Source organism: Phenylobacterium sp. P4_E10 (assembly GCF_056401675.1).
Map to the genome: position 1 here is coordinate 1 of NZ_JBFUIW010000025.1, position 17,233 is coordinate 17,233.

Sequence of the window (17,233 nt, forward strand, 5' to 3'; positions counted from 1 at the left end):
GGCCGCGGGCGCAGCTCCGGCGGCAGCGGCTCCGGCGGCGGCTCCGGCTGCGGCGGCTCCGGCCGCCGCGCACTAAGCCTTTCTAATAACGGCGGAAAGCGGTGGGTTCGCCCACCCCCGCCGCGACGTAACGAGCCCTTGTCACCGACAAGGGCTCGATTGCTGTGGCCATGTGGTGGGCGTTGGCGTGGAGGATCGTCGCGCCGTCCAGCATGATCGCCACGTGCCCTTTCCAGAACACCAGGTCGCCGCGGGACAGCTCGCCCTCAGCCACGTCATGTCCGGCCGCCTGCTGCTGATCGGTGTCGCGCGGCAGCGCTACGCCGCAAGCGCCAAACGCTTGCTGCACAAGGCCTGAGCAGTCGAGGCCCAAGCTCTCGCGACCGCCCCACAGATAGGGGGTCCCGAGGTAGCGCTGGGCCACATCGGCAGGATCGGTCTCGAAGCTGCCGATCGCCGCCAGATGCTCGCGGACCATCCAGCCGGAGCCGGAAACCCTTGCAAACCGGCCTTCCACCGCCTCGATCCGCAGCAGGCAGCCCAGCGAATAGGGGCCCAGGGCGCGGGACTTGATGCTCGGCTGGGCGAAAGCGTAGGTCCGGAGCGCCGAAACCTTCATATCCGGGCCGCCATCGGCAGGTTTCAGGGCGCCAATTTCCACAAACCCGACATAACCGTCGCGGCGGGCCTGGCCCCAGGCGAAGCCGTCCTTCTCCTCAAGCACGTCAAACCCTTCCCCGAACAGCAGTTGGTCGAGCTGCTCGGCGTTCGGATCGGGCGCGCGCCGCACGGCCGCGGCGGGCGCCGCGCAGGCGTATCGGCGCGTATCGGCATAGCGGTCGGCGGTGACGACAGCTTCCAGCGACCGGGCCGCCAGGTCGCTGCGGGCCAGGGTGACGCGCGGATCGAAGCTCATTGGAAGCGGTCCGAGATCATCCGGTAGAGGGCGCGAACAGCCTGCACCTCGCCGCCCGAGGGCCAGCCGGGCCGGCCGCGCGGGTTCCAGGCGAAGATGTCGAAGTGGGCCCACGGACCGGCTGGCGCGAACTTCTGGAGGAACAGGGCGGCGGTGACCGAGCCGGCCTGGGCCCAGGCGTCGGAGTCGTTCTTGATGTCGGCGACGTCGCTGTCGAGCGAGTCGACATAGCCCTTCCACAGCGGCATGCGCCACATCGGGTCGGAGACCGCCTTCATCGCCGCCTCGATCTGGCCGGCCAACTCGTCGTCGTCGGTGTAGAACGGCGGCAGCTGCGGGCCGAGCGCCATGCGCGCGGCGCCGGTCAGGGTGGCGAGGTCGAGGGTCAGCGCCGGCTCCAGCTCGGCGGCCCGGGTCAGGGCGTCAGCCAGGATCAGGCGGCCCTCGGCGTCGGTGTTGCCGACCTCGATCGACAGCCCCTTACGGCTGGCCAGCACGTCGCCCGGCCGCATGGCGTCGCCCGAGATGGCGTTCTCCACCACCGGGACCAGCACCGACAGCCGCACCGGCAGCCGCGCGGCCATGATCATCCGGCCGAGCGCCAGGACGTGAGCGGCGCCGCCCATGTCCTTCTTCATGTTACGCATGCCGGCCGACGGCTTGATGTCGAGGCCGCCGGTGTCGAACACCACGCCCTTGCCGACCAGGGCGACCAGCGGCTTGTCGGCCTGCCCCCACGAAATCTCGATCATGCGCGGCGCGCGCGAGGCGTCGGCGGCGCGGCCGACCGCGTGGACGGCCGGATAGTTCGCCTCCAGCAGTCCCTCCCCGGTGACCACGGTGATCGAGGCGCCGTACTGCTCGGCGATCTCGCGGGCGATGGTTTCGATCTGCAGCGGCCCCATGTCGTTGGGCGGGGTGTTGACCATGTCGCGGGCCAGGGCGCAGGCGTGGGCGACGCTGTGGACCTCGGCGAGGTCGACGCCATCGCCGACCACCAGCCGGGCGCGCTTTTCGCCCTTCTTCTTGTAGCGGTCGAACCGGTAGCTTCCGAGCGCGAAGGCCAGGGCGATCTCGCCGCGGTCGACGCCGGCGGGGGCCGAGGCGATCTGGTAGTCGCCGGCCGGCAGCTTGCCGGCCAGGGCGCGGAAGCCCATGGCCTCGCCCGACTCGCCCAGGCCGAACAGCACCTCGGCGATGGCGCCGCCGGTGTCGGGGACGACCAGCAGCTGGCCGGCTTTGGCCTTGAACTCCGCGAGCTCGACGAAACCCTTCACGAAGGCCGCGCGGCCTTCGAGGAAGCCGGCCAGTTCGCGTTCGTTCAGCGCGTGGACGGGGACGACGACGCCCTCTGCGTGGTCGACGACGACTTCGGTCATGGCGAACTCCGGGCCGGGGAAATTATGCTTAACGCTTCCTTTAAGCAGGCGGCGGATGCTGGGCGCAGTCATCCGGAGCCCGCCATTCATGTGTCGCATGTCGGCCCTCGCCGCAACCGCCCTCGCCCTGTCGCTGTTCGCAGGTCCAAGCCTGGCCGCGTCTAAGGACAAGGCCGCGCCCGCCACGGCCGCTTCGCCCGCGCCGGTCAAGGCCACCGCCCAGGAGCGGGCGAAGGTCGCGCGCCTCGACCCGCTGGCCCGCGCCGCCTTCTGGGCCAATGAGGCCCAGGTCGATAGCGCCGACGTCGAGGCGGGCATCCAGCTCTCCCAGGCGCTGCGCCAACTGGGCAAGTACGACGACGCCATCTCTGCGGCCCAGAAGGCGACGACGGCGGCGCCCGGCAATGTCGAGGCGCTGCTGGAGCTGGCCCGCGGCCAGGTCGGACGCGGCCAAGGGTTCTACGCCGTCGAACCGGCCCGTGAGGCCCAGCGCCTGGCGCCGCGCGACTGGCGCGCGCCGTCACTGCTGGGCGTGGCCTACGAACAGGCCAGCCGCTACGAGGAGGCGCTGGCCGCCCACAAGCTGGCGCTGGGCCTGGCCCCAGACAACCCCGTGGTGATGGGCAACCTGGCGATGTTCTACGCCGCGCGCGGCGAGACCGCCCAGGCCGAGAGCCTGCTGCGCCAGGCCGTCGCCAAGCCCGGCGCGCCGATCGCGGTGCGCCAGAACCTGGCGTTGGTGCTGGGCCTGCAGGGCCGCATGGACGAAGCCGAGCGCCTGGCCCGCCAGGACCTGCCGCCCGAAGTGGTCGAGAACAACCTCGCCTGGCTGCGTAGCGCCACGGCCGCCCCGGGGGTTAGCCGTTCCTGGGACAGTGTCCGCAAAGCCCAGTAGCCGGGCGAGCCGGCGTCGGATCTCCTGAGACGGGACCAGTAAAAAACCTGAGGAGACGCGCCCACGGCGCCGGTGCATGATCATCGGGGGCCTGGAGCACTCAGGTGGTCATCGAAATCGAACGGAAGTTCCTCGTCGCCAATGACATGTGGCGAGTCGGCGCCCGCCCAGGAGTGCACTTTCGGCAAGGCTATCTGCCGAAGACCGCCATCGACACCGTGCGGATCCGATGCAGCGAGCTCGAGGCGAGCGTCACCATCAAGAGCCCACGGCGCGGTCTGACGCGGCAGGAGCACAGCTATGCGATCCCGCTGACGGAAGGCGAAGATCTGCTGCGTCTCTGCCCCGGGCTGGTCGACAAGGTCCGGCACCTGGTGACGCACCAGGGCGATGTCTGGGACATCGACGTCTATCTCGGCGCCGCCAGCGGACTGGTCGTGGCGGAGATCGAGCTGGAGCACGAGGAGCAGCCGTTTTCGCTCCCGCCGTGGCTGGGCGCCGAGATCAGCTACGACAGCCGCTACCGCAACTCGGCCATCGCCGTGAACGGCGCGCCGCCGCGGGAGGTTCCGCCTCCGGTCGCCACCTGGACGATCAGGCCGCCGAGCGCTGAGCGCGCGCCGCCGCCCCTGGCGCTTTAGGCCGCAATCACCTGCGGGCTGCTCGCCCATCTGATCACGACGACCGGGTCGGATGACCGGGGAACTGCTTGGCGTCGTCGCAGATCTCGTACCAGGCCGGCTTGTCGGCGGTGAACTCGTGGAAGCGGTTGCGGACCTGCGGGTCGTCGTCGAAGCAATGAGCGGCGATCGGGAACGTGTCGGCCTCGGAGTCGATCTCGCCCAGCGACGTGCCGCAGACACGGCAGAAGCAGCGGGCATAGGTGAACGGCGCGGCGGGCGTGTAACGGGCGACAGCGTCTTGGCCTGCGATCCAGCGAAGGGTTTCACGGCGGACGAACACGAAGGCGCCGGCCCCGAGCTTGCGGCAGCGCGAGCAATGGCAGGTCCCCATCATGGTCGGCGGCTCGGTCAGGGCGAAGCGGACTTCCCCGCAACAGCAGCTTGCCTGGATCATGGCCATCCTCCTGGGCTTGTCGGAGGCGAGCCTATCCCGGGCGCGGCCGGAACCTGTCAGCAGCCTGACGCTCGAACCGCGACGGAGATCGGCGGCGCGGCAAGCGGGGACGGAAAGCCCAGACGAGGCTGGGAATGAGGGCGGCGCTCAGGGCGCAAAGCGCGGAGGCCGCGAACAGCGTGAGCATGGCATGTCTCGCATCGGCGGCGCGGATCGGCGCCTGGGAGAGGACGCCGAAGGATCGCCCGCCGATGGGGCCCCCGCCTATGACCGAGGTCACACCGCGGCGGACTGTCCCCGGACGAACTGTCCCAGGCGCGCGGCGTCAAGGATGCGGATGCGGCCGTACTCGAGCTGCACGACGCCTTCGCGCTGGAAATCGGCCAAGTGGAGATTGACCGTCTTGCGGGTCAGGCCGACGGTTTCGGCCAGGGACTGCTGACTCATCTGTAGGACGTCGCCGGCGCGACCGTTGCGTGAGGTGGCCAGCAGGCGGGCGGCGATCCGCTCGCGCGGGCCGAGACCGACCATGTCGGCGCCCCACTGCAGTCCGCTGCGGAGTTGAAGATAGAGCAAGTTGGCGATCGCTCGCCAGATGTCGGGGTACTGGGCGGCGATCCGCGACAGGGCCGGCGCGGAGACCTTCAGCACCAGGCAAGGTTCAGCGCAGACCACCGAGATCAGCTGCGGGCCACCGACGAACTCGGGCGTATGGCCCCATGCGGTCCCGGTCACCATCTGGCCCAGGTGGATCGGCTGACCGTCACGGCCACTATAGAAAAAATTGGCCGATCCCTTGATGAGAACCATCAGGCCCGTGTTTTCGTCGCCCTCGGTCTGAACCGTGCGGCCGGTGGCGAGTTTTAGCAGCGAGCCTTCGGAAATCAGTGTTTGCGGAACGTTGTCGTGGCAGCCGGAAAGCCAGCGGGCGGCGCGAAGAAGCACCAATGCTGCTTCAGAATCACTATTCATGTTTAAAATGTAACTTTAGTGGCAATTCTTCGATATTATCCAAATACTTGGACAGCACGCAATGCGAGCAAGCGTCGCAGTTGCGTCACCCCTCGGCCACGCGCTCCAGTCGCCGCGGATCGATGACGAACAGCCGGCCGTAGTCGAGGCGGACCAGGCCCTGGCGCTGGAAGTCGGCGAGGTAGCCGTTCACGGTCTTGCGGGTAAGGCCGACCATCTCGGCCAAGGCCTGCTGGCTGAGCGTCAATCCGTGGTCGGATTGCTGATTGCGAACCAGGGAGACCAACCGCGCCGCGAGCCGCTGGCGCGGCGGCAGGGCGATGGCGCCGGCCGCCAGATGCAGGGTCGCGCGCAGCTGAAGGTAGACCAGGCTGGCCACCGCCCGCCAGATTTCCGGCTGGGTGCGGGTGATACGCTCCAGCCCGGCGTCGGAGACCCGCAGCAGCAGACTGGGCTCGGCGCAGACGGCCGTCACCAGCCGGGGGCCGCCGCCGAAGCTCATGGTCTGGCCGAGCGCCGCACCGGCGCCGATCTGGTTGAAGCGCACTTCGCGGTCGCCGGGCGCCTGGCAATAGAGGTCGAGCGCGCCGGCCACCACCACCAGCAGGCCGGTCTGTTCGTCGCCCTCGGCCTGCGCCCAGCGGCCGGCCTCCAGCCAGGCGAGCGAGCCCTCGGCCAACAGTGCGCCAGCCAGGCCCTCGCCGTGGGGCGCGAGCCATCCGGCTCCGCCAAGCATGTCCAGCGCCAGGCGCCGATCGTCCGCCATGAGAGACTGTAACCTGAGTGACAATCCTCGGCGAGCCAGGTTCTAGGCTGGCCTCAACAACCAACGCCCCGGGAGGCGACATGAGCACCATCATCCGCGAGACCGAAGGCTGCGGAGCAGAAGTCAGCGGCGTCGCCCTGGCCAGGGCCAGCGACGCCGAGATCGCGCTGATCCGAAAGGCCGTGTTCGACCGCGGGGTCGCCTTCCTGCACGACCAGCACCTGAGCTCCGAAGAGCAGATCGCGTTCGCCGAGCGGATCGGGCCGATCGTGGTCAACCGCTACTTCCCGCCGTCCGAACGCTTTCCGCAGATCGCCAAGGTCGAGAAGACCGAGACCCAGACCACCAATATCGGCGGCGGCTGGCACACTGATCACAGCTATGACCAGGAGCCGGCCATGGGCTCGGTGCTGCTGGCCATCGAGACCCCGCCGAGCGGCGGCGACACCCTGTTCGCCGACATGTACGCCGCCTACGACGCGCTGTCGGACGGACTGAAGGCGACGTTGGCGGGCCTGCGGGCGTTCCACGCCTCCGAGCACATCTACGGCAAGGAGGGTGTGTTCACGAAAACCGACCAGGCGCATCTGGCCGGACGCGACGACACCCCCTCGGCCGTGCATCCGGTGGTGATCACCCATCCGGGCAGCGGCAAGAAGGCGCTCTATGTGAACCCCGGCTTCACGCTGGGCTTCGAGGGCTGGAGCCAGGAGGAGAGCCGGCCGCTGCTGAACTACCTGTTCCAGCACGCGACCAAGTCGCAGTTCACGCACCGGTTCTCGTGGCGGCCGGGATCGATGGCGATCTGGGACAATCGGGCGACCTGGCACCTGGCGATGAACGACTATCACGGCCACCGGCGACTGATGCATCGCATCACCATCGCCGGCGGACCGCTGGCGGCCTAGGCGGCGTCGAGGAAGACGTCGGGCGAAACGACTGTCCGGACAAGTCCGCGGTGTGTCCGGGCGCGGCACGGCTTGGCGGGCCTGCAGACTGCGGGCATGAGGGGCGCATGTCAGAGACCGCTCCCAAGTCCGCCCGCGGCGAGATCGCCGAGATCGTATCCACCGTGGCCACCGCCCTGGTCATCGCCCTGGTGTTGCGGGTGCTGTTGTTCCAGCCCTTCACCATCCCCTCCTCATCGATGGAGCCGGGCCTGGTGACCGGCGACTACGTGATCGTCTCGAAGTTCAGCTACGGCTGGAGCTACGCTTCGGTCCCGATGCTGCCGCCGATGGGCGAGGGACGGCTGCTGGGGAGCGGGCCGGCGCGCGGCGACGTGTTGGTGTTCCACCAGCCTGGGCGACCGCCCAAGGACCTGATCAAGCGGGTGGTGGGGCTGCCGGGCGACCGGATCCAGGTGCGCGAGGGGGCGGTCTATGTGAACGGCGAGCCGATCCCGCGACGGGTGATGGGTCCAGGCCAGGACCACGACAGTCCCGACCAGCCGGTGACGGCGATCGTCGAGACCACTGGGCGCACCTACGCCACCTTCGACCGCGGCCCGGGCGGGCCTGGCGACGACACCGAGGTCTATGTGGTCCCGGCCGGGTCCTATTTCATGATGGGCGACAATCGCGACAACTCGCTGGACAGCCGCTGGCCGCGCGAGGCGGACGGGGTCGGGTTCGTTCCGGCGCGGGACATCGTCGGCAAGGCGCAGATCGTGCTGCTGTCCTGGAAGCCGGGCGCCGCGCTGCTCAAGCCCTGGACCTGGCTGAACCTGAACCCCGAGCGGTTCCTGAAGCCGATCGTCTAGGCGCTAGCGGGCGCGGAACTCGGCCAGGCTGACCGCGCCGTCGCCGTTGGCGTCGAGGCGGGCGAACTCAGCGCCGCTGACCGCGCCGCTGTGGTCGAGGTCGAAGCGCTCGAACCCGCTGCGGTCGACCTGGCCCGCCAGCGACGGCAGGGCGGTGGCCCCGACCGCCAGGGCGACGGCCGCGCCGAGCGCCAGTTGCAGCCAGCCGCGCGCCGGCCGGGCGGAGGGCGGCGGTGCGAGCCTGGCCTCGATGAAGCCGCGCAAGGCTTCGCTGGCGCTGATCCCCTCGCCCTGGCAGCGGGCCATGAAGGCCTGCTTGGTCTCATAGGGAAGACGGATCTCGAGCGTCTCGCTCTTCTTCGGCGGCCGGGACATGAGCTGCTGCCTTGCTGGTGCTGCGAAGCGCCAATGAAGCGGTGTTCGCGCGGCCGGAACAGGGCGGACTTGTCCGGACAGGCCGCTAGCCGGCCCCGCCGCCGGCCGCCATCAGGTCGCGCACCTTGAGGATCGCCGGACCGAGGATGACGATGAACAGCACCGGCAGGAAGAAGACGATCATCGGGATGGTCAGCTTGGCCGGCAGCTGCGCGGCCTTCTTCTCGGCCGCGGCGATGCGCATGTCGCGGTTCTCCTTGGCCATGACCCGCAGGGCCGCGCCCAGCGGGGTGCCGTAGCGCTCGGCCTGGATCATGGCGGTGGTCACCGACTTGATGCCCGGATGGTTGGTCCGGCGGGCCAGGCCCTCATAGGCCATGCGCCGCTCGGGCAGGTAGGAGATCTCCGCGGTCAGCAGGGTCAGCTCTTCGGCCAGCTCGATGGAGGTTCCGCCGATCTCCTGGCTGACCTTCTGGATCGCCGCCTCGATCGACATGCCGCTCTCGACGCAGATCAGCAGCAGGTCCAGCGCGTCGGGCCAGGCGCCGATGATCGAGTCGCGGCGCTTCTGAGCCATGTTGGTGAGGAACAGGTTCGGCGCGTAGTAGCCGGCGGTGAGGCCGCCCACCGACAAGGCCGCCCGGGTCATGGTCGGCAGGCCGAAGTCCTTGATGAAGAACAGGTAGATCGCCGTCAGGCCGCAGAACACGAACGGCAGCACGAAGCGGAAGAAGTAGAACGTGGAGACCGGCCGCGGGCCGCGGTAGCCGGCCTGGGCCAGCTTGTCGACGACCTGCGGGTCCTCCAGCAGCCGCGAGAGCTGCAGGCGTTCGACGACCTTCTTGTAGAGCCCTTCGTCCACGTGGCGCAGGCTGCTCTGGCCGCCGCGGGTGGCCAGAGCCTCGCGCGACTTGCGGCGCAGTTCCTCGCGGCGGGAGGAGACCGACTTCAGCCGGGTCTCCAGGGTGCTGCGGTTCAGAATCGGGGTGGCGATGGTGACGATGGTCGCAAAGCAGACGATCGCCACAAAGGCCGCCAGGATGTTGTCGGGGTTGGTGAGCGCGGCGACCATCTCCATCCCCTAGAGCCTGAAGTTGATCATCTTGCGCATCGAGAGGACCCCGAGGGTCATCCAGAAGGCGCCGACCATCAGCAACACCTGACCGCGGGGGTCGGTGAACAGCGGCCTCATGTAGTCAGGGGCGGTGATGTAGATCAGCACGGCCACGCCGGGCGGCAGGCTGCCGATGATGGCCGCGGAGGCCACCGCTTCAGCCGACAGCGCCTTGACCTTCTCGCGCATCAGCTTGCGCGCGCGGATGACCGCCGAGAGGTTGCCGAGCGCCTCGGCCAGGTTGCCGCCGGTCTTGGCCTGGATCGCCAGCACGATGGCGAAGAAGCGGACCTCCGGCGTCGGCATCTCGGCGTGCATCTTGTCGAGCGCCTGATCGATGGTCATGCCCATGCCGATGCTCTCGACCAGCCGGTTGAACTGGCTGGCCAGCGGCTCGGGCGCTTCGCGGCCGATGACCCGCAGGCTGTCGTGGACGGGCAGGCCCGACTTGATGCCGCGAACGACGATGTCCATGGCGTCGGGGAAGGATTCGGTGAAGCTCTTGATCCGCTTGGCGGCCATCGCGCCGACCATCCAGCGCGGCAGGCCAAGGCCGGCGGCGAAGGCCATCCCGATCGCGATCAGCGGCTGGTGCGCAAACAGCATGGCCATGCCGAAGACGACCAGTGCGACGACGCCGCTGGCGATCCAGAAGGTCGAGACCTTCATCTCCAGCCCCGCCTGCTTGAGCTTGGCGGAGATGCTGAGCAGCGCCTTCTTCTGCTCGCGGTCCTGGTCCTTGAGCGTCTTGATGATCTGCTTGCGCCGCTGCTCCTGGGAGCTGGCGGCCGGGCGGCGGCGGTCGCGCGGCTCGGCGCCGGCGATGGCCTGGGCCCGCTTCAGGGTCTTGGCGTCCGCGCCGCTGGGCGCGGTCAGGGCAAAGCCGACTCCGGCGATGACGATGAAGCCGAGGACCGCGATCAGGAGCGTGGTCAGCATCGGCTATTCCGCCGAGTCGAGGGCTTCGGCGAGTTCGCGTTCGAGCCCGTAGTAGCGGGCGCGATCCCAGAACCGCGGCCGGGCGATGCCGGTGGAGCGGTGGCGGCCGAGCACCCGGCCGTCTGCGTCGTCGCCGGTGATCTCGTAGACGAACAGGTCCTGGGTGATGATCACGTCGCCTTCCAGGCCCACCACCTCGGTGATGTGGGTGATGCGGCGCGAGCCGTCGCGCAGGCGGGCGGCCTGGATGATCACGTCGACCGAGCCGACGATCATCTCGCGGATGGTGCGCGAGGGCAGGCCGTAGCCGCCCATGGTGATCATCGATTCCAGTCGGCTGATGGCTTCACGAGGGCTGTTGGCGTGCAGGGTGCCCATCGAGCCGTCGTGGCCGGTGTTCATGGCCTGGAGGAGGTCGAAGGCCTCCGGCCCGCGGACTTCGCCGACGATGATCCGTTCGGGACGCATCCGCAGGCAGTTCTTGACCAGATCGCGCATGGTGATCTGGCCCTGGCCTTCCAGGTTCGGCGGCCGGGTTTCCAGGCGCACCACGTGCGGCTGCTGCAGCTGCAGCTCGGCGGCGTCCTCGCAGGTGATGACGCGTTCGGCCGGGTCGATGAAGGCGGTCAGGGTGTTGAGCAGGGTGGTCTTGCCCGAGCCGGTCCCGCCGGAGATGACCAGGTTGCATCGGCAGGCGCCGATGACCCCGAGAACCCGGGCCCCTTCAGGGCTGATGGAGGCGTACTCCACCAGGTTCTTCATGGTCAGCTTGTCTTTCTTGAACTTCCGGATGGTGAGCGTCGGCCCGTCCAGCGCCAGCGGCGGAGCGATGACGTTCACGCGGCTGCCGTCCGGCAGACGGGCGTCGCAGATCGGCGAACTCTCGTCGACGCGGCGGCCGACCTGGCTGACGATCCGCTGGCAGATGTTCATCAGCTGGGCGTTGTCGCGGAAGCGGACGTTGGTCAGCTGGACCTTGCCGGCCACTTCGATGAACACCCGGCCTGCGCCGTTGACCATCACGTCGGCGATGTCGTCCCGGGCCAGCAGCGGCTCCAGCGGGCCGTAGCCGAGGACGTCGTTGATGATGTCCTGGACCAGGGTGTCCTGCTCGGACACCGACATCGAGACGTTCTTGATCGCCACCAGTTCGGCGACGATGTCGCGGATCTCTTCGGCGGCCTGCTTGGCGTCGAGCTGGGCGAGCTGCGCCAGATCGATCGTGTTGATCAGGGCGTTGAAGATCGTGGTCTTGGTGGCGTGGTAGTAGTCGCTCTGTTCACGGACGACCTGGGTGGCCGGCGCGGCGCCCTGGGCGGCGCGCAGCTGTTCGAAGCCGGAAGTCGACTTCGGGCCGGCGGCGGCCTTGGCGGCCTTGGCGGCGGCGCGCTCGCCCGGCGGCGGGATCTGGACCGGAGCGACGGGCGCGGCAGGTCCGGGCGCCGGTTCGATACGCTGAGGACGCGTGGCGATCGCCGCCCCCTCCGCCGCGGGCGGCGGCGCCTGGCGCGGAGCGGTCGATCCGCCTTCCGTGGGGCGCTTGCCGAACATCTACTTCTTCTTGAACAGGCTGGAGAACAACGAGGTCTTCTGGACGGCCGGCGGGTCGCGACGGGCGATCTGCTGGGCCAGGTGGTCGATGCCCTCGGCCGACCGCGACTTGGGCCCGACCTCGCTGATCATCTGGCCGTTGTTGGCGGCCTGGCCGAACAGCTTGGGATCGAAGGGCAGGCAAAGGGCCGGGCTCAGGTCGAGCGCTTCGCCGAAGTCCTTGACCGGGATTTCCGGACGGCCGGGCACCCCGACCTGGTTGAGGACCAGGCGCGGCGGGGCGTCGTTCGGGCGCGCGCGGCGAACCAGGTCGATCATGTTCTTGGCGTTGCGCAACGAGGCCAGGTCCGGCGTCGCCACGATCACCAGATCGTCCGACGAGAGCAGGATCTTGCGCTTCCAGGCGTTCCAGACGTGCGGCAGATCAAGCACCACGAACGGCGCGGCCGAGCGGATCTTCTGGGTGACTTCCTCGAACGCCTCGGCGGTGATGTCGTAGTCGGCGTCGAGAGTGGCCGGCGCCGCGAACAGCGACAGCCGGTCGGTACAGCGCGCCATCATCCGATCCATCAGCATCGCGTCGAGGCGGTCGGGCTGGCTGAGCGCGTCGGCGACGCCCTGTAGCGGGTCCTGGTTGAAGTCGAGGCCGGCGGTGCCGAACGGCAGGTCGAGATCGACCAGTACGGCCCCGGTTTGCAGCCGCTCGGAGATCGAGTGGGCGACGTTGTGGGCGATGGTCGAGGCCCCCGCCCCGCCCTTGGCGCCGCAGAAGGCGATCTGGCGGCCGACGAACGGCGCGGACGGGTCGGCGTAGAGGCCGGTGGCGGTGCGCACCAGCAGCAGCGGGCTGAGCGGCGGGACCAGATACTCCGAGACCCCGCGGCGGATCAGCTCGCGATAGAGGGCGATATCGTTGGCCGAGCCGATGACGACGACCTTGGTGCCGGGGTCGCAGACCTCGGCCAGGCGATCGAGCTGGCCCAGCAGCACCGAGCTGGGATCGGCGCTTTCGACCATCACCAGCGAGGGCGTGGCTTGGTTCTGGTAGGTCTCCAGCGCGGCGGCCAGGCCGCCCATGCGGGTGACCACGGTGGCGCGTTCCATGCGCCGGTCGGCGGCGGCCTTCTCGGCCAGCTCGGCGCTCTCGGGATTGACGCAGAAGATGTGAATGGTGATCCGCGGCAGGGTCGCTTCGCCGAAGGCGGCCTCGGCCCCGGCGATCATGTCGTGGACCGGATTGGTCGGCGGCGGCGGCACGGCGGGCGACTCCGCGCCGACCAGAGGACCGAGATCGAAGTCGTCTCGAACCTCGCTGCGCGGGCGTTCAGGCTCGCGCACGGGCGGCAGGTCGGCGAAGGGGTCGGCGAACGGATCGGGTCCCGCCGCCTGCGGCGTCTCGCGCCAGGGCTCGTTCTGCGGCGTGGCGAACTCGTCGTCCGCGTCGAAGTCGAGGTCGAAGGGGTCCGTACCTTGCGGCTTCATCAGACTAAGCCCCGCATCACTTCACCACCTGAGAGACGGTCCCAGTCGCCTGGTCGTCGCGCGACGAGGCGGTCGGTTCGCCCTTGCGATACTTGTCGAGGACCACGCTGCGACGCTCGGCGTCGGCCGGCGTGGTCGCGCTGGGGCCGAGCAGATCGGCCGGATTGGCGATCTGGGCGGCCATGTTGGCGGTCACGGCGCAGCCGAAGTTCGGCTGGACCTCGTTGTTCGCCGAATGGGAGATGTTGGTCCATTCCTGGCCGCAGGCGGGGACAGTCACCGCATAGGACTCGCGCCCGACGATCAGCGGCGCGCCCGCATTGCCGCTCGCCTCATAGCCGACGATGCGGATGGCTGAGGCCGGAACGCCGTAGCCGCCGAGGGCGACACGGACGGCTTCGCTGGCCTGCGAGACGGCGCCGGAGTCAGGCCCGCCGACCGGGGCTTGCAGGGTCACCGGGCCGTGGCCGCCGGTCGCGCGCCAGTCGGCCGCGAAGACGCCGAGGGCGTCGGACTGATGGGGCGAGAGGCCCCGGGCATGGACCGCCAGGCGGATTTCGGTCGGCTGGGCCGCGACCTGGGCTTTCCAGATCTCGGTCGGGGTGCGCGGTTCGGCCAGCGCGCCGGCCGGCGGCGCGGGACTGGCGCAGGCCGTCAGTGCGGCCGCAGCCAGCGGCAGGACGAGGAGGCGAGTGACGCTCATCATTCGATCACGTAGCCGTACGGCCCCTGGTAGGTGCGCCCGGTCTGGGCGCTGGGATTGGCTCGGTAGGCCTTGGTCAGCGTGCCCAGCAACAAGGTCGAGGCGTCGTCGGCGATACGCATGCCGTCCACCGGGGTCTGCATGCGATCGGAGCTGGTCGCTTCAACGATGTAGGGCGTGACGATGATCACCAGCTCGGTCTCGCCGGCCAGGTAGTCGCGGGAGCGGAACAGGGTGCCCAGCACCGGCAGGGTGGTCATGCCCGGCAGGCTGTCGAGGTTCTGCTTGCTCTTTTCCTGCAGCAGACCCGCGATCATCATCGAGCCGCCGGAGGGCAGCTCGACCGCCGTCTCGGCGCGCCGCACCGTCAGGGCGGGGATGGTCAAGGTCGCAGTGGCGCCCGGCGAAGCCAGCGAGAACGCGCCCTGGCTGGTCAGTTCCGAAACCTCGGTCGAGACCTTCAGCGATATGCGGCCCGAGGAGAGCACAACCGGGGTGAAGCCGAGGCCGACGCCGAACGGCTTGAACGTGACTGTGACGCCGCCGTCGTTGTCCTGGGCGACCGGGATCGGGAATTCGCCGCCGGCGAGGAACCTGGCCGCCTCGCCCGACACCGCCGTGAGGTTCGGCTCGGCCAGGGTGCGCACCAGGCCGACGCGCTCGAAGGCCTTGAGCACCACTTCGCCCTGGTTGGGGGAGCCAAGATCGCGGATCGCGGCGGCGCCGCCCCCGAGCAGGGTGCCGTTCACGGCGAAGGTCGCGGTGGTGCCCAGCAGGAATTGGGTGTCGCCGAGCTCGCCGAGCACGGCGTTGAGGTTGAAGCCGAGCTGCTTGATGACGTTGCGCTGCATCTCGACGATGCGGACCTTGAGCATCACCTGGTCCTTGGAGGCGATGCTGAGCATGTTGACCACGCTCTCGGGCTTGGCGACCGCCGCGCGGGCGATCTGCAGGGCCTTGTCGGCGTCGGAGAGATTGGCGACCTGACCCGAGAGGATCAGGCTGTCGTTCATGCCGTCGACCTGGACGCGGGCGCCCGGGATGATGCGGTTGATGGTCTGGGCGACGGCGCTGGGATCCTGGTCGACCCGGATGTCCAGCGAGAGGATGCGGCGGCCGGCGGCGTCGAAGAACACCGCGTCGGTCGAGCCGCTCTTCAGACCCATGATGAAGATCCGCCGAGGCGAGCGCAGCATGGCGTCGGCGACGGTCGGATTGGTGACCAGGACGTCGCGAACGTCGACCGGCAGTTCGATGATCGCCGACTTGCCGTTGGGCAGGGTCAGCGACTGGCTGGCCGAACCGCCGGTGAGGTTGACGCGCACCACCGCCGACTGAGCCGCCATGCCGGCGGCCATGGCCGGCGCGGCCGCTTCGCTCGCCTGGGCGAAGGCGCCGGCGGGGGTCAGGGCGGCTGCGCCGAGGGCGGCGAGCGCGATCAGGACAGGGCGCAGCGTCATGGATTGGAGACCTCGGTCACTTGGGCGCCCCGGAAGACGCGCACGCCCTGGGCGGCGCTGCGGCTGGCGACACCGCGCCCGGCGCCGCCGCCGATGTCGGCGTAGGAGCGCAGGGCCAGCTGCATTTCGCCCTGGGCCTTGCCCCGGGCCATGACCTCGACATCGACAGCGGGAATCTCGAGCGTGGCGACGCCGCCGACGATGGTCTTGGAGTCCTTGGAGGGTTCGATGTTCTGGTCGATGGCCAGCACGCGGACATTGCGCATCAGCACCTCGGTCACGAACGCCTTGCCGCCGTCGCCGCTGGCCCGCGCCTGCAGCACGTCGACCCGGTCGCCGGGCAGGATGAAGCCGCCGGCGGCGGTCTCGGCGTTGATCGGCACCGCCATGGCCCGACTGCCTGGCTGCAGCACCACCGCCATGAAGCCGCTTTGTCCGGCGCGCACGACCTTGCGGGCGACCACCGGCTCGCCGGCGGCCAGCGCTTCCTTGACGATGGAGCCTTCGAACGCCTGCATCGGCCCCTGGGGGGCGATCATGTCGTTGGTGACGCGGGCGACCTTCTGGACCGCCTTGTCGGGCATCTTGGCGGGCAGGGACGGAGCCGTGCCGTCGGTGACGAAGCTGGCGTTGAGGGCGTCGGCGGGCCAGGGCTGCCAGCCGAGGTCGGCGGCGACCAGGCGGGTGCCGATCGGCAGGTCGCGCTTGGCGACCAGCACCTGGACGACCGGCTTGGGCGGCGGGGCTGAGGCGACCAGGCTCGGCCGGTCCGGGGTCAGCATCCCGCGCACGATGAACGCCAGCGCGATGGCGGCGATGGCGGCGACGGCGAGTATGACGTAGCGGACAGAGCCCATGGGTCGCTTACTCGAAGCCCCGCTGGTTCGGGGCGCCAGACGCTGCGCCTACGGTCCGTGGGCGCTCACGACTCGATCAACCAGCCTTTTGCCGGTGAAACGTTAATTGCAGGTCGCATAGTTAACGCGACCTAAAGCGCAGCTCAGAAACCAGGCCAGGCCCGCAGGAGCGCCGACTCCGGAAACGCGACCATGGCGCCGACCGCGATCGCAAGGCCGTAGGGGACGGCTTCGCCGGGGGTCGCAAGACGGCCGAACCAGGCCGGCCCATTGACCACGTACGGGCGCACCCACAGGGAGCGCAGGCCCAGCAGGCCGACCGCGAGGGCCCCGCCAGCCACGCCGGTGATCACCAGGTAGGTCACCGCGGCGGGCCAGCCGAGCCACAGCCCGGCCACCGCAAACAGCTTGGCGTCGCCGCCGCCGATCCATCCGAGTGCGAACATCGCCATCCCCGCCGCCAGCGCGGCCAGGAAGACGATTCCATGCTGACCGATCACGCCCAGCGGCAGGCCAAGCGCGAGGGCCGCGGGGAAAAATCCGAGGATCAGCAGGCCGGAGATCCAGTTGGGGATCGTGTAGCTCGTCACGTCGCGCAGGGCCGCAACCACGACCAGCACCGGAAAGACGAGAAGCAGGACGGCTTGGAGCGCGGTGATCATCTGCTGGAAGTCCATGGAAGGCGTTGGCCGACAGCATCCGCCAGAGCGATGAATGGAGCGTTGAAATGAGAAAGGCCGCGGCGCTTGCGCGACGCGGCCTTTTTCGAACTCGATGTCCGGCGGTTCTGGACCTAGTCCTTGGGCATGGCGTTGGCCACGCTTTGGAAGGCCTTGGTCAGTCCCTGCTGGACCGGCCCCATCGCAGTCACGAGCGCCACGGCGATCAAGGCTCCGATCAGGGCATACTCAACGGCAGTCGTGCCCGTATTGTCGGTCCGCAAACGCTGCAAGAGATGCTTCATCTGGGCCTCCATCCGGTGGAC

The 17,233-nt window shown here is 69.3% G+C and carries 19 protein-coding genes; 4 read left to right on the top strand and 15 right to left on the bottom strand.

Annotated elements, in window-relative coordinates; all coding sequences use genetic code 11:
* Positions 1 to 82: 82 nt before the first annotated feature.
* Positions 83 to 916, bottom strand: coding sequence for a C40 family peptidase (locus AC1DQJ_RS20035; protein ID WP_477606587.1), 834 nt, complete (start codon positions 914 to 916; stop codon positions 83 to 85).
* Entirely contained in the window at positions 913 to 2,295 is a 1,383-nt protein-coding gene (locus AC1DQJ_RS20040; RefSeq protein WP_477606589.1) for a leucyl aminopeptidase family protein, read from the bottom strand. The genes AC1DQJ_RS20035 and AC1DQJ_RS20040 overlap by 4 nt, the downstream gene beginning before the upstream one ends.
* A gap of 88 nt (positions 2,296 to 2,383) precedes the next feature.
* Here AC1DQJ_RS20040 and AC1DQJ_RS20045 point away from each other — a divergent pair, with 88 nt between their 5' ends.
* Together AC1DQJ_RS20045 and AC1DQJ_RS20050 are read left to right on the top strand one after the other, a co-directional pair.
* A complete protein-coding gene (locus AC1DQJ_RS20045; RefSeq protein ID WP_477606591.1) occupies positions 2,384 to 3,190 on the top strand; it encodes a tetratricopeptide repeat protein in 807 nt (268 codons plus the stop codon).
* Between the two features lie 104 nt (positions 3,191 to 3,294).
* A complete protein-coding gene (locus AC1DQJ_RS20050) occupies positions 3,295 to 3,831 on the top strand; it encodes a CYTH domain-containing protein (protein ID WP_477606593.1) in 537 nt (178 codons plus the stop codon).
* A 34-nt stretch (positions 3,832 to 3,865) separates the two neighbouring features.
* On the opposite strand, the gene AC1DQJ_RS20055 is transcribed toward AC1DQJ_RS20050, so the two are convergent.
* The 3 genes from AC1DQJ_RS20055 to AC1DQJ_RS20065 all read right to left on the bottom strand — a co-directional run bounded on the left by AC1DQJ_RS20055 (position 3,866) and on the right by AC1DQJ_RS20065 (position 6,005).
* Positions 3,866 to 4,267, bottom strand: a complete 402-nt coding sequence (locus tag AC1DQJ_RS20055; protein ID WP_477606594.1) for a GFA family protein — start codon at positions 4,265 to 4,267, stop codon at positions 3,866 to 3,868.
* A 276-nt stretch (positions 4,268 to 4,543) separates the two neighbouring features.
* Positions 4,544 to 5,212, bottom strand: coding sequence for a Crp/Fnr family transcriptional regulator (locus tag AC1DQJ_RS20060; protein ID WP_477606595.1), 669 nt, complete (start codon positions 5,210 to 5,212; stop codon positions 4,544 to 4,546).
* A gap of 112 nt (positions 5,213 to 5,324) precedes the next feature.
* Positions 5,325 to 6,005, bottom strand: coding sequence for a Crp/Fnr family transcriptional regulator (locus AC1DQJ_RS20065; protein WP_477606597.1), 681 nt, complete (start codon positions 6,003 to 6,005; stop codon positions 5,325 to 5,327).
* 80 nt (positions 6,006 to 6,085) lie between these two features.
* Here AC1DQJ_RS20065 and AC1DQJ_RS20070 point away from each other — a divergent pair, with 80 nt between their 5' ends.
* Both AC1DQJ_RS20070 and lepB read left to right on the top strand, forming a co-directional pair.
* Positions 6,086 to 6,913 (top strand): TauD/TfdA dioxygenase family protein, encoded by an 828-nt coding sequence (locus AC1DQJ_RS20070; RefSeq protein WP_477606599.1) that lies wholly within the window; start codon positions 6,086 to 6,088, stop codon positions 6,911 to 6,913.
* A gap of 107 nt (positions 6,914 to 7,020) precedes the next feature.
* Entirely contained in the window at positions 7,021 to 7,767 is a 747-nt protein-coding gene (lepB, locus tag AC1DQJ_RS20075) for a signal peptidase I (protein WP_477606601.1), read from the top strand.
* Between the two features lie 3 nt (positions 7,768 to 7,770).
* On the opposite strand, the gene AC1DQJ_RS20080 is transcribed toward lepB, so the two are convergent.
* From AC1DQJ_RS20080 to AC1DQJ_RS20125, 10 genes are all read right to left on the bottom strand, one after another.
* Positions 7,771 to 8,142 carry a hypothetical protein gene (locus AC1DQJ_RS20080; RefSeq protein WP_477606603.1) on the bottom strand — a complete coding sequence of 124 codons (372 nt, stop codon included), beginning with the start codon at positions 8,140 to 8,142 and terminating at the stop codon, positions 7,771 to 7,773.
* Positions 8,143 to 8,227: 85 nt separating this feature from the next.
* Positions 8,228 to 9,214, bottom strand: coding sequence for a type II secretion system F family protein (locus AC1DQJ_RS20085; RefSeq protein WP_477606605.1), 987 nt, complete (start codon positions 9,212 to 9,214; stop codon positions 8,228 to 8,230).
* Between the two features lie 9 nt (positions 9,215 to 9,223).
* Positions 9,224 to 10,192: a type II secretion system F family protein gene (locus AC1DQJ_RS20090; protein ID WP_477606675.1), complete on the bottom strand. Its 969-nt coding sequence runs from the start codon at positions 10,190 to 10,192 to the stop codon at positions 9,224 to 9,226.
* A gap of 6 nt (positions 10,193 to 10,198) precedes the next feature.
* On the bottom strand, positions 10,199 to 11,746 hold the full coding sequence (locus AC1DQJ_RS20095) for a CpaF family protein (RefSeq protein ID WP_477606607.1): 1,548 nt from the start codon (positions 11,744 to 11,746) through the stop codon (positions 10,199 to 10,201).
* Positions 11,747 to 13,228 carry a CpaE/TadZ family protein gene (locus AC1DQJ_RS20100; RefSeq protein WP_477606609.1) on the bottom strand — a complete coding sequence of 494 codons (1,482 nt, stop codon included), beginning with the start codon at positions 13,226 to 13,228 and terminating at the stop codon, positions 11,747 to 11,749. It abuts the gene before it with no gap.
* 16 nt (positions 13,229 to 13,244) lie between these two features.
* Positions 13,245 to 13,931, bottom strand: a complete 687-nt coding sequence (locus tag AC1DQJ_RS20105; RefSeq protein WP_477606611.1) for a CpaD family pilus assembly protein — start codon at positions 13,929 to 13,931, stop codon at positions 13,245 to 13,247.
* Positions 13,931 to 15,391: a type II and III secretion system protein family protein gene (locus tag AC1DQJ_RS20110; protein WP_477606613.1), complete on the bottom strand. Its 1,461-nt coding sequence runs from the start codon at positions 15,389 to 15,391 to the stop codon at positions 13,931 to 13,933. The genes AC1DQJ_RS20105 and AC1DQJ_RS20110 overlap by 1 nt, the downstream gene beginning before the upstream one ends.
* Positions 15,388 to 16,248 carry a Flp pilus assembly protein CpaB gene (gene cpaB / locus AC1DQJ_RS20115; protein WP_477606615.1) on the bottom strand — a complete coding sequence of 287 codons (861 nt, stop codon included), beginning with the start codon at positions 16,246 to 16,248 and terminating at the stop codon, positions 15,388 to 15,390. Before cpaB ends, AC1DQJ_RS20110 begins: the two co-directional genes overlap by 4 nt.
* 143 nt (positions 16,249 to 16,391) lie before the next feature.
* A complete protein-coding gene (locus tag AC1DQJ_RS20120) occupies positions 16,392 to 16,910 on the bottom strand; it encodes an A24 family peptidase (protein WP_477606617.1) in 519 nt (172 codons plus the stop codon).
* A gap of 131 nt (positions 16,911 to 17,041) precedes the next feature.
* Complete coding sequence (locus tag AC1DQJ_RS20125; RefSeq protein ID WP_477606619.1) at positions 17,042 to 17,212, bottom strand: Flp family type IVb pilin; 171 nt, start codon at positions 17,210 to 17,212, stop codon at positions 17,042 to 17,044.
* Between the last annotated feature and the right edge of the window lie 21 nt (positions 17,213 to 17,233).

Excerpts from the sequence above, each read along its gene's own strand:
- AC1DQJ_RS20035 (WP_477606587.1), bottom strand. The coding sequence starts at position 916 with ATGAGCTTCGATCCGCGCGTCACCCTGGCCCGCAGCGACCTGGCGGCC.
- AC1DQJ_RS20040 (WP_477606589.1), bottom strand. The coding sequence starts at position 2,295 with ATGACCGAAGTCGTCGTCGACCACGCAGAGGGCGTCGTCGTCCCCGTC.
- AC1DQJ_RS20045 (WP_477606591.1), top strand. The coding sequence starts at position 2,384 with ATGTGTCGCATGTCGGCCCTCGCCGCAACCGCCCTCGCCCTGTCGCTG.
- AC1DQJ_RS20055 (WP_477606594.1), bottom strand. The coding sequence starts at position 4,267 with ATGATCCAGGCAAGCTGCTGTTGCGGGGAAGTCCGCTTCGCCCTGACC.
- AC1DQJ_RS20065 (WP_477606597.1), bottom strand. The coding sequence starts at position 6,005 with ATGGCGGACGATCGGCGCCTGGCGCTGGACATGCTTGGCGGAGCCGGA.
- AC1DQJ_RS20070 (WP_477606599.1), top strand. The coding sequence starts at position 6,086 with ATGAGCACCATCATCCGCGAGACCGAAGGCTGCGGAGCAGAAGTCAGC.
- lepB (WP_477606601.1), top strand. The coding sequence starts at position 7,021 with ATGTCAGAGACCGCTCCCAAGTCCGCCCGCGGCGAGATCGCCGAGATC.
- AC1DQJ_RS20080 (WP_477606603.1), bottom strand. The coding sequence starts at position 8,142 with ATGTCCCGGCCGCCGAAGAAGAGCGAGACGCTCGAGATCCGTCTTCCC.
- AC1DQJ_RS20085 (WP_477606605.1), bottom strand. The coding sequence starts at position 9,214 with ATGGTCGCCGCGCTCACCAACCCCGACAACATCCTGGCGGCCTTTGTG.
- AC1DQJ_RS20095 (WP_477606607.1), bottom strand. The coding sequence starts at position 11,746 with ATGTTCGGCAAGCGCCCCACGGAAGGCGGATCGACCGCTCCGCGCCAG.
- AC1DQJ_RS20100 (WP_477606609.1), bottom strand. The coding sequence starts at position 13,228 with ATGAAGCCGCAAGGTACGGACCCCTTCGACCTCGACTTCGACGCGGAC.
- AC1DQJ_RS20105 (WP_477606611.1), bottom strand. The coding sequence starts at position 13,931 with ATGAGCGTCACTCGCCTCCTCGTCCTGCCGCTGGCTGCGGCCGCACTG.
- AC1DQJ_RS20110 (WP_477606613.1), bottom strand. The coding sequence starts at position 15,391 with ATGACGCTGCGCCCTGTCCTGATCGCGCTCGCCGCCCTCGGCGCAGCC.
- cpaB (WP_477606615.1), bottom strand. The coding sequence starts at position 16,248 with ATGGGCTCTGTCCGCTACGTCATACTCGCCGTCGCCGCCATCGCCGCC.
- AC1DQJ_RS20120 (WP_477606617.1), bottom strand. The coding sequence starts at position 16,910 with ATGATCACCGCGCTCCAAGCCGTCCTGCTTCTCGTCTTTCCGGTGCTG.
- AC1DQJ_RS20125 (WP_477606619.1), bottom strand. The coding sequence starts at position 17,212 with ATGAAGCATCTCTTGCAGCGTTTGCGGACCGACAATACGGGCACGACT.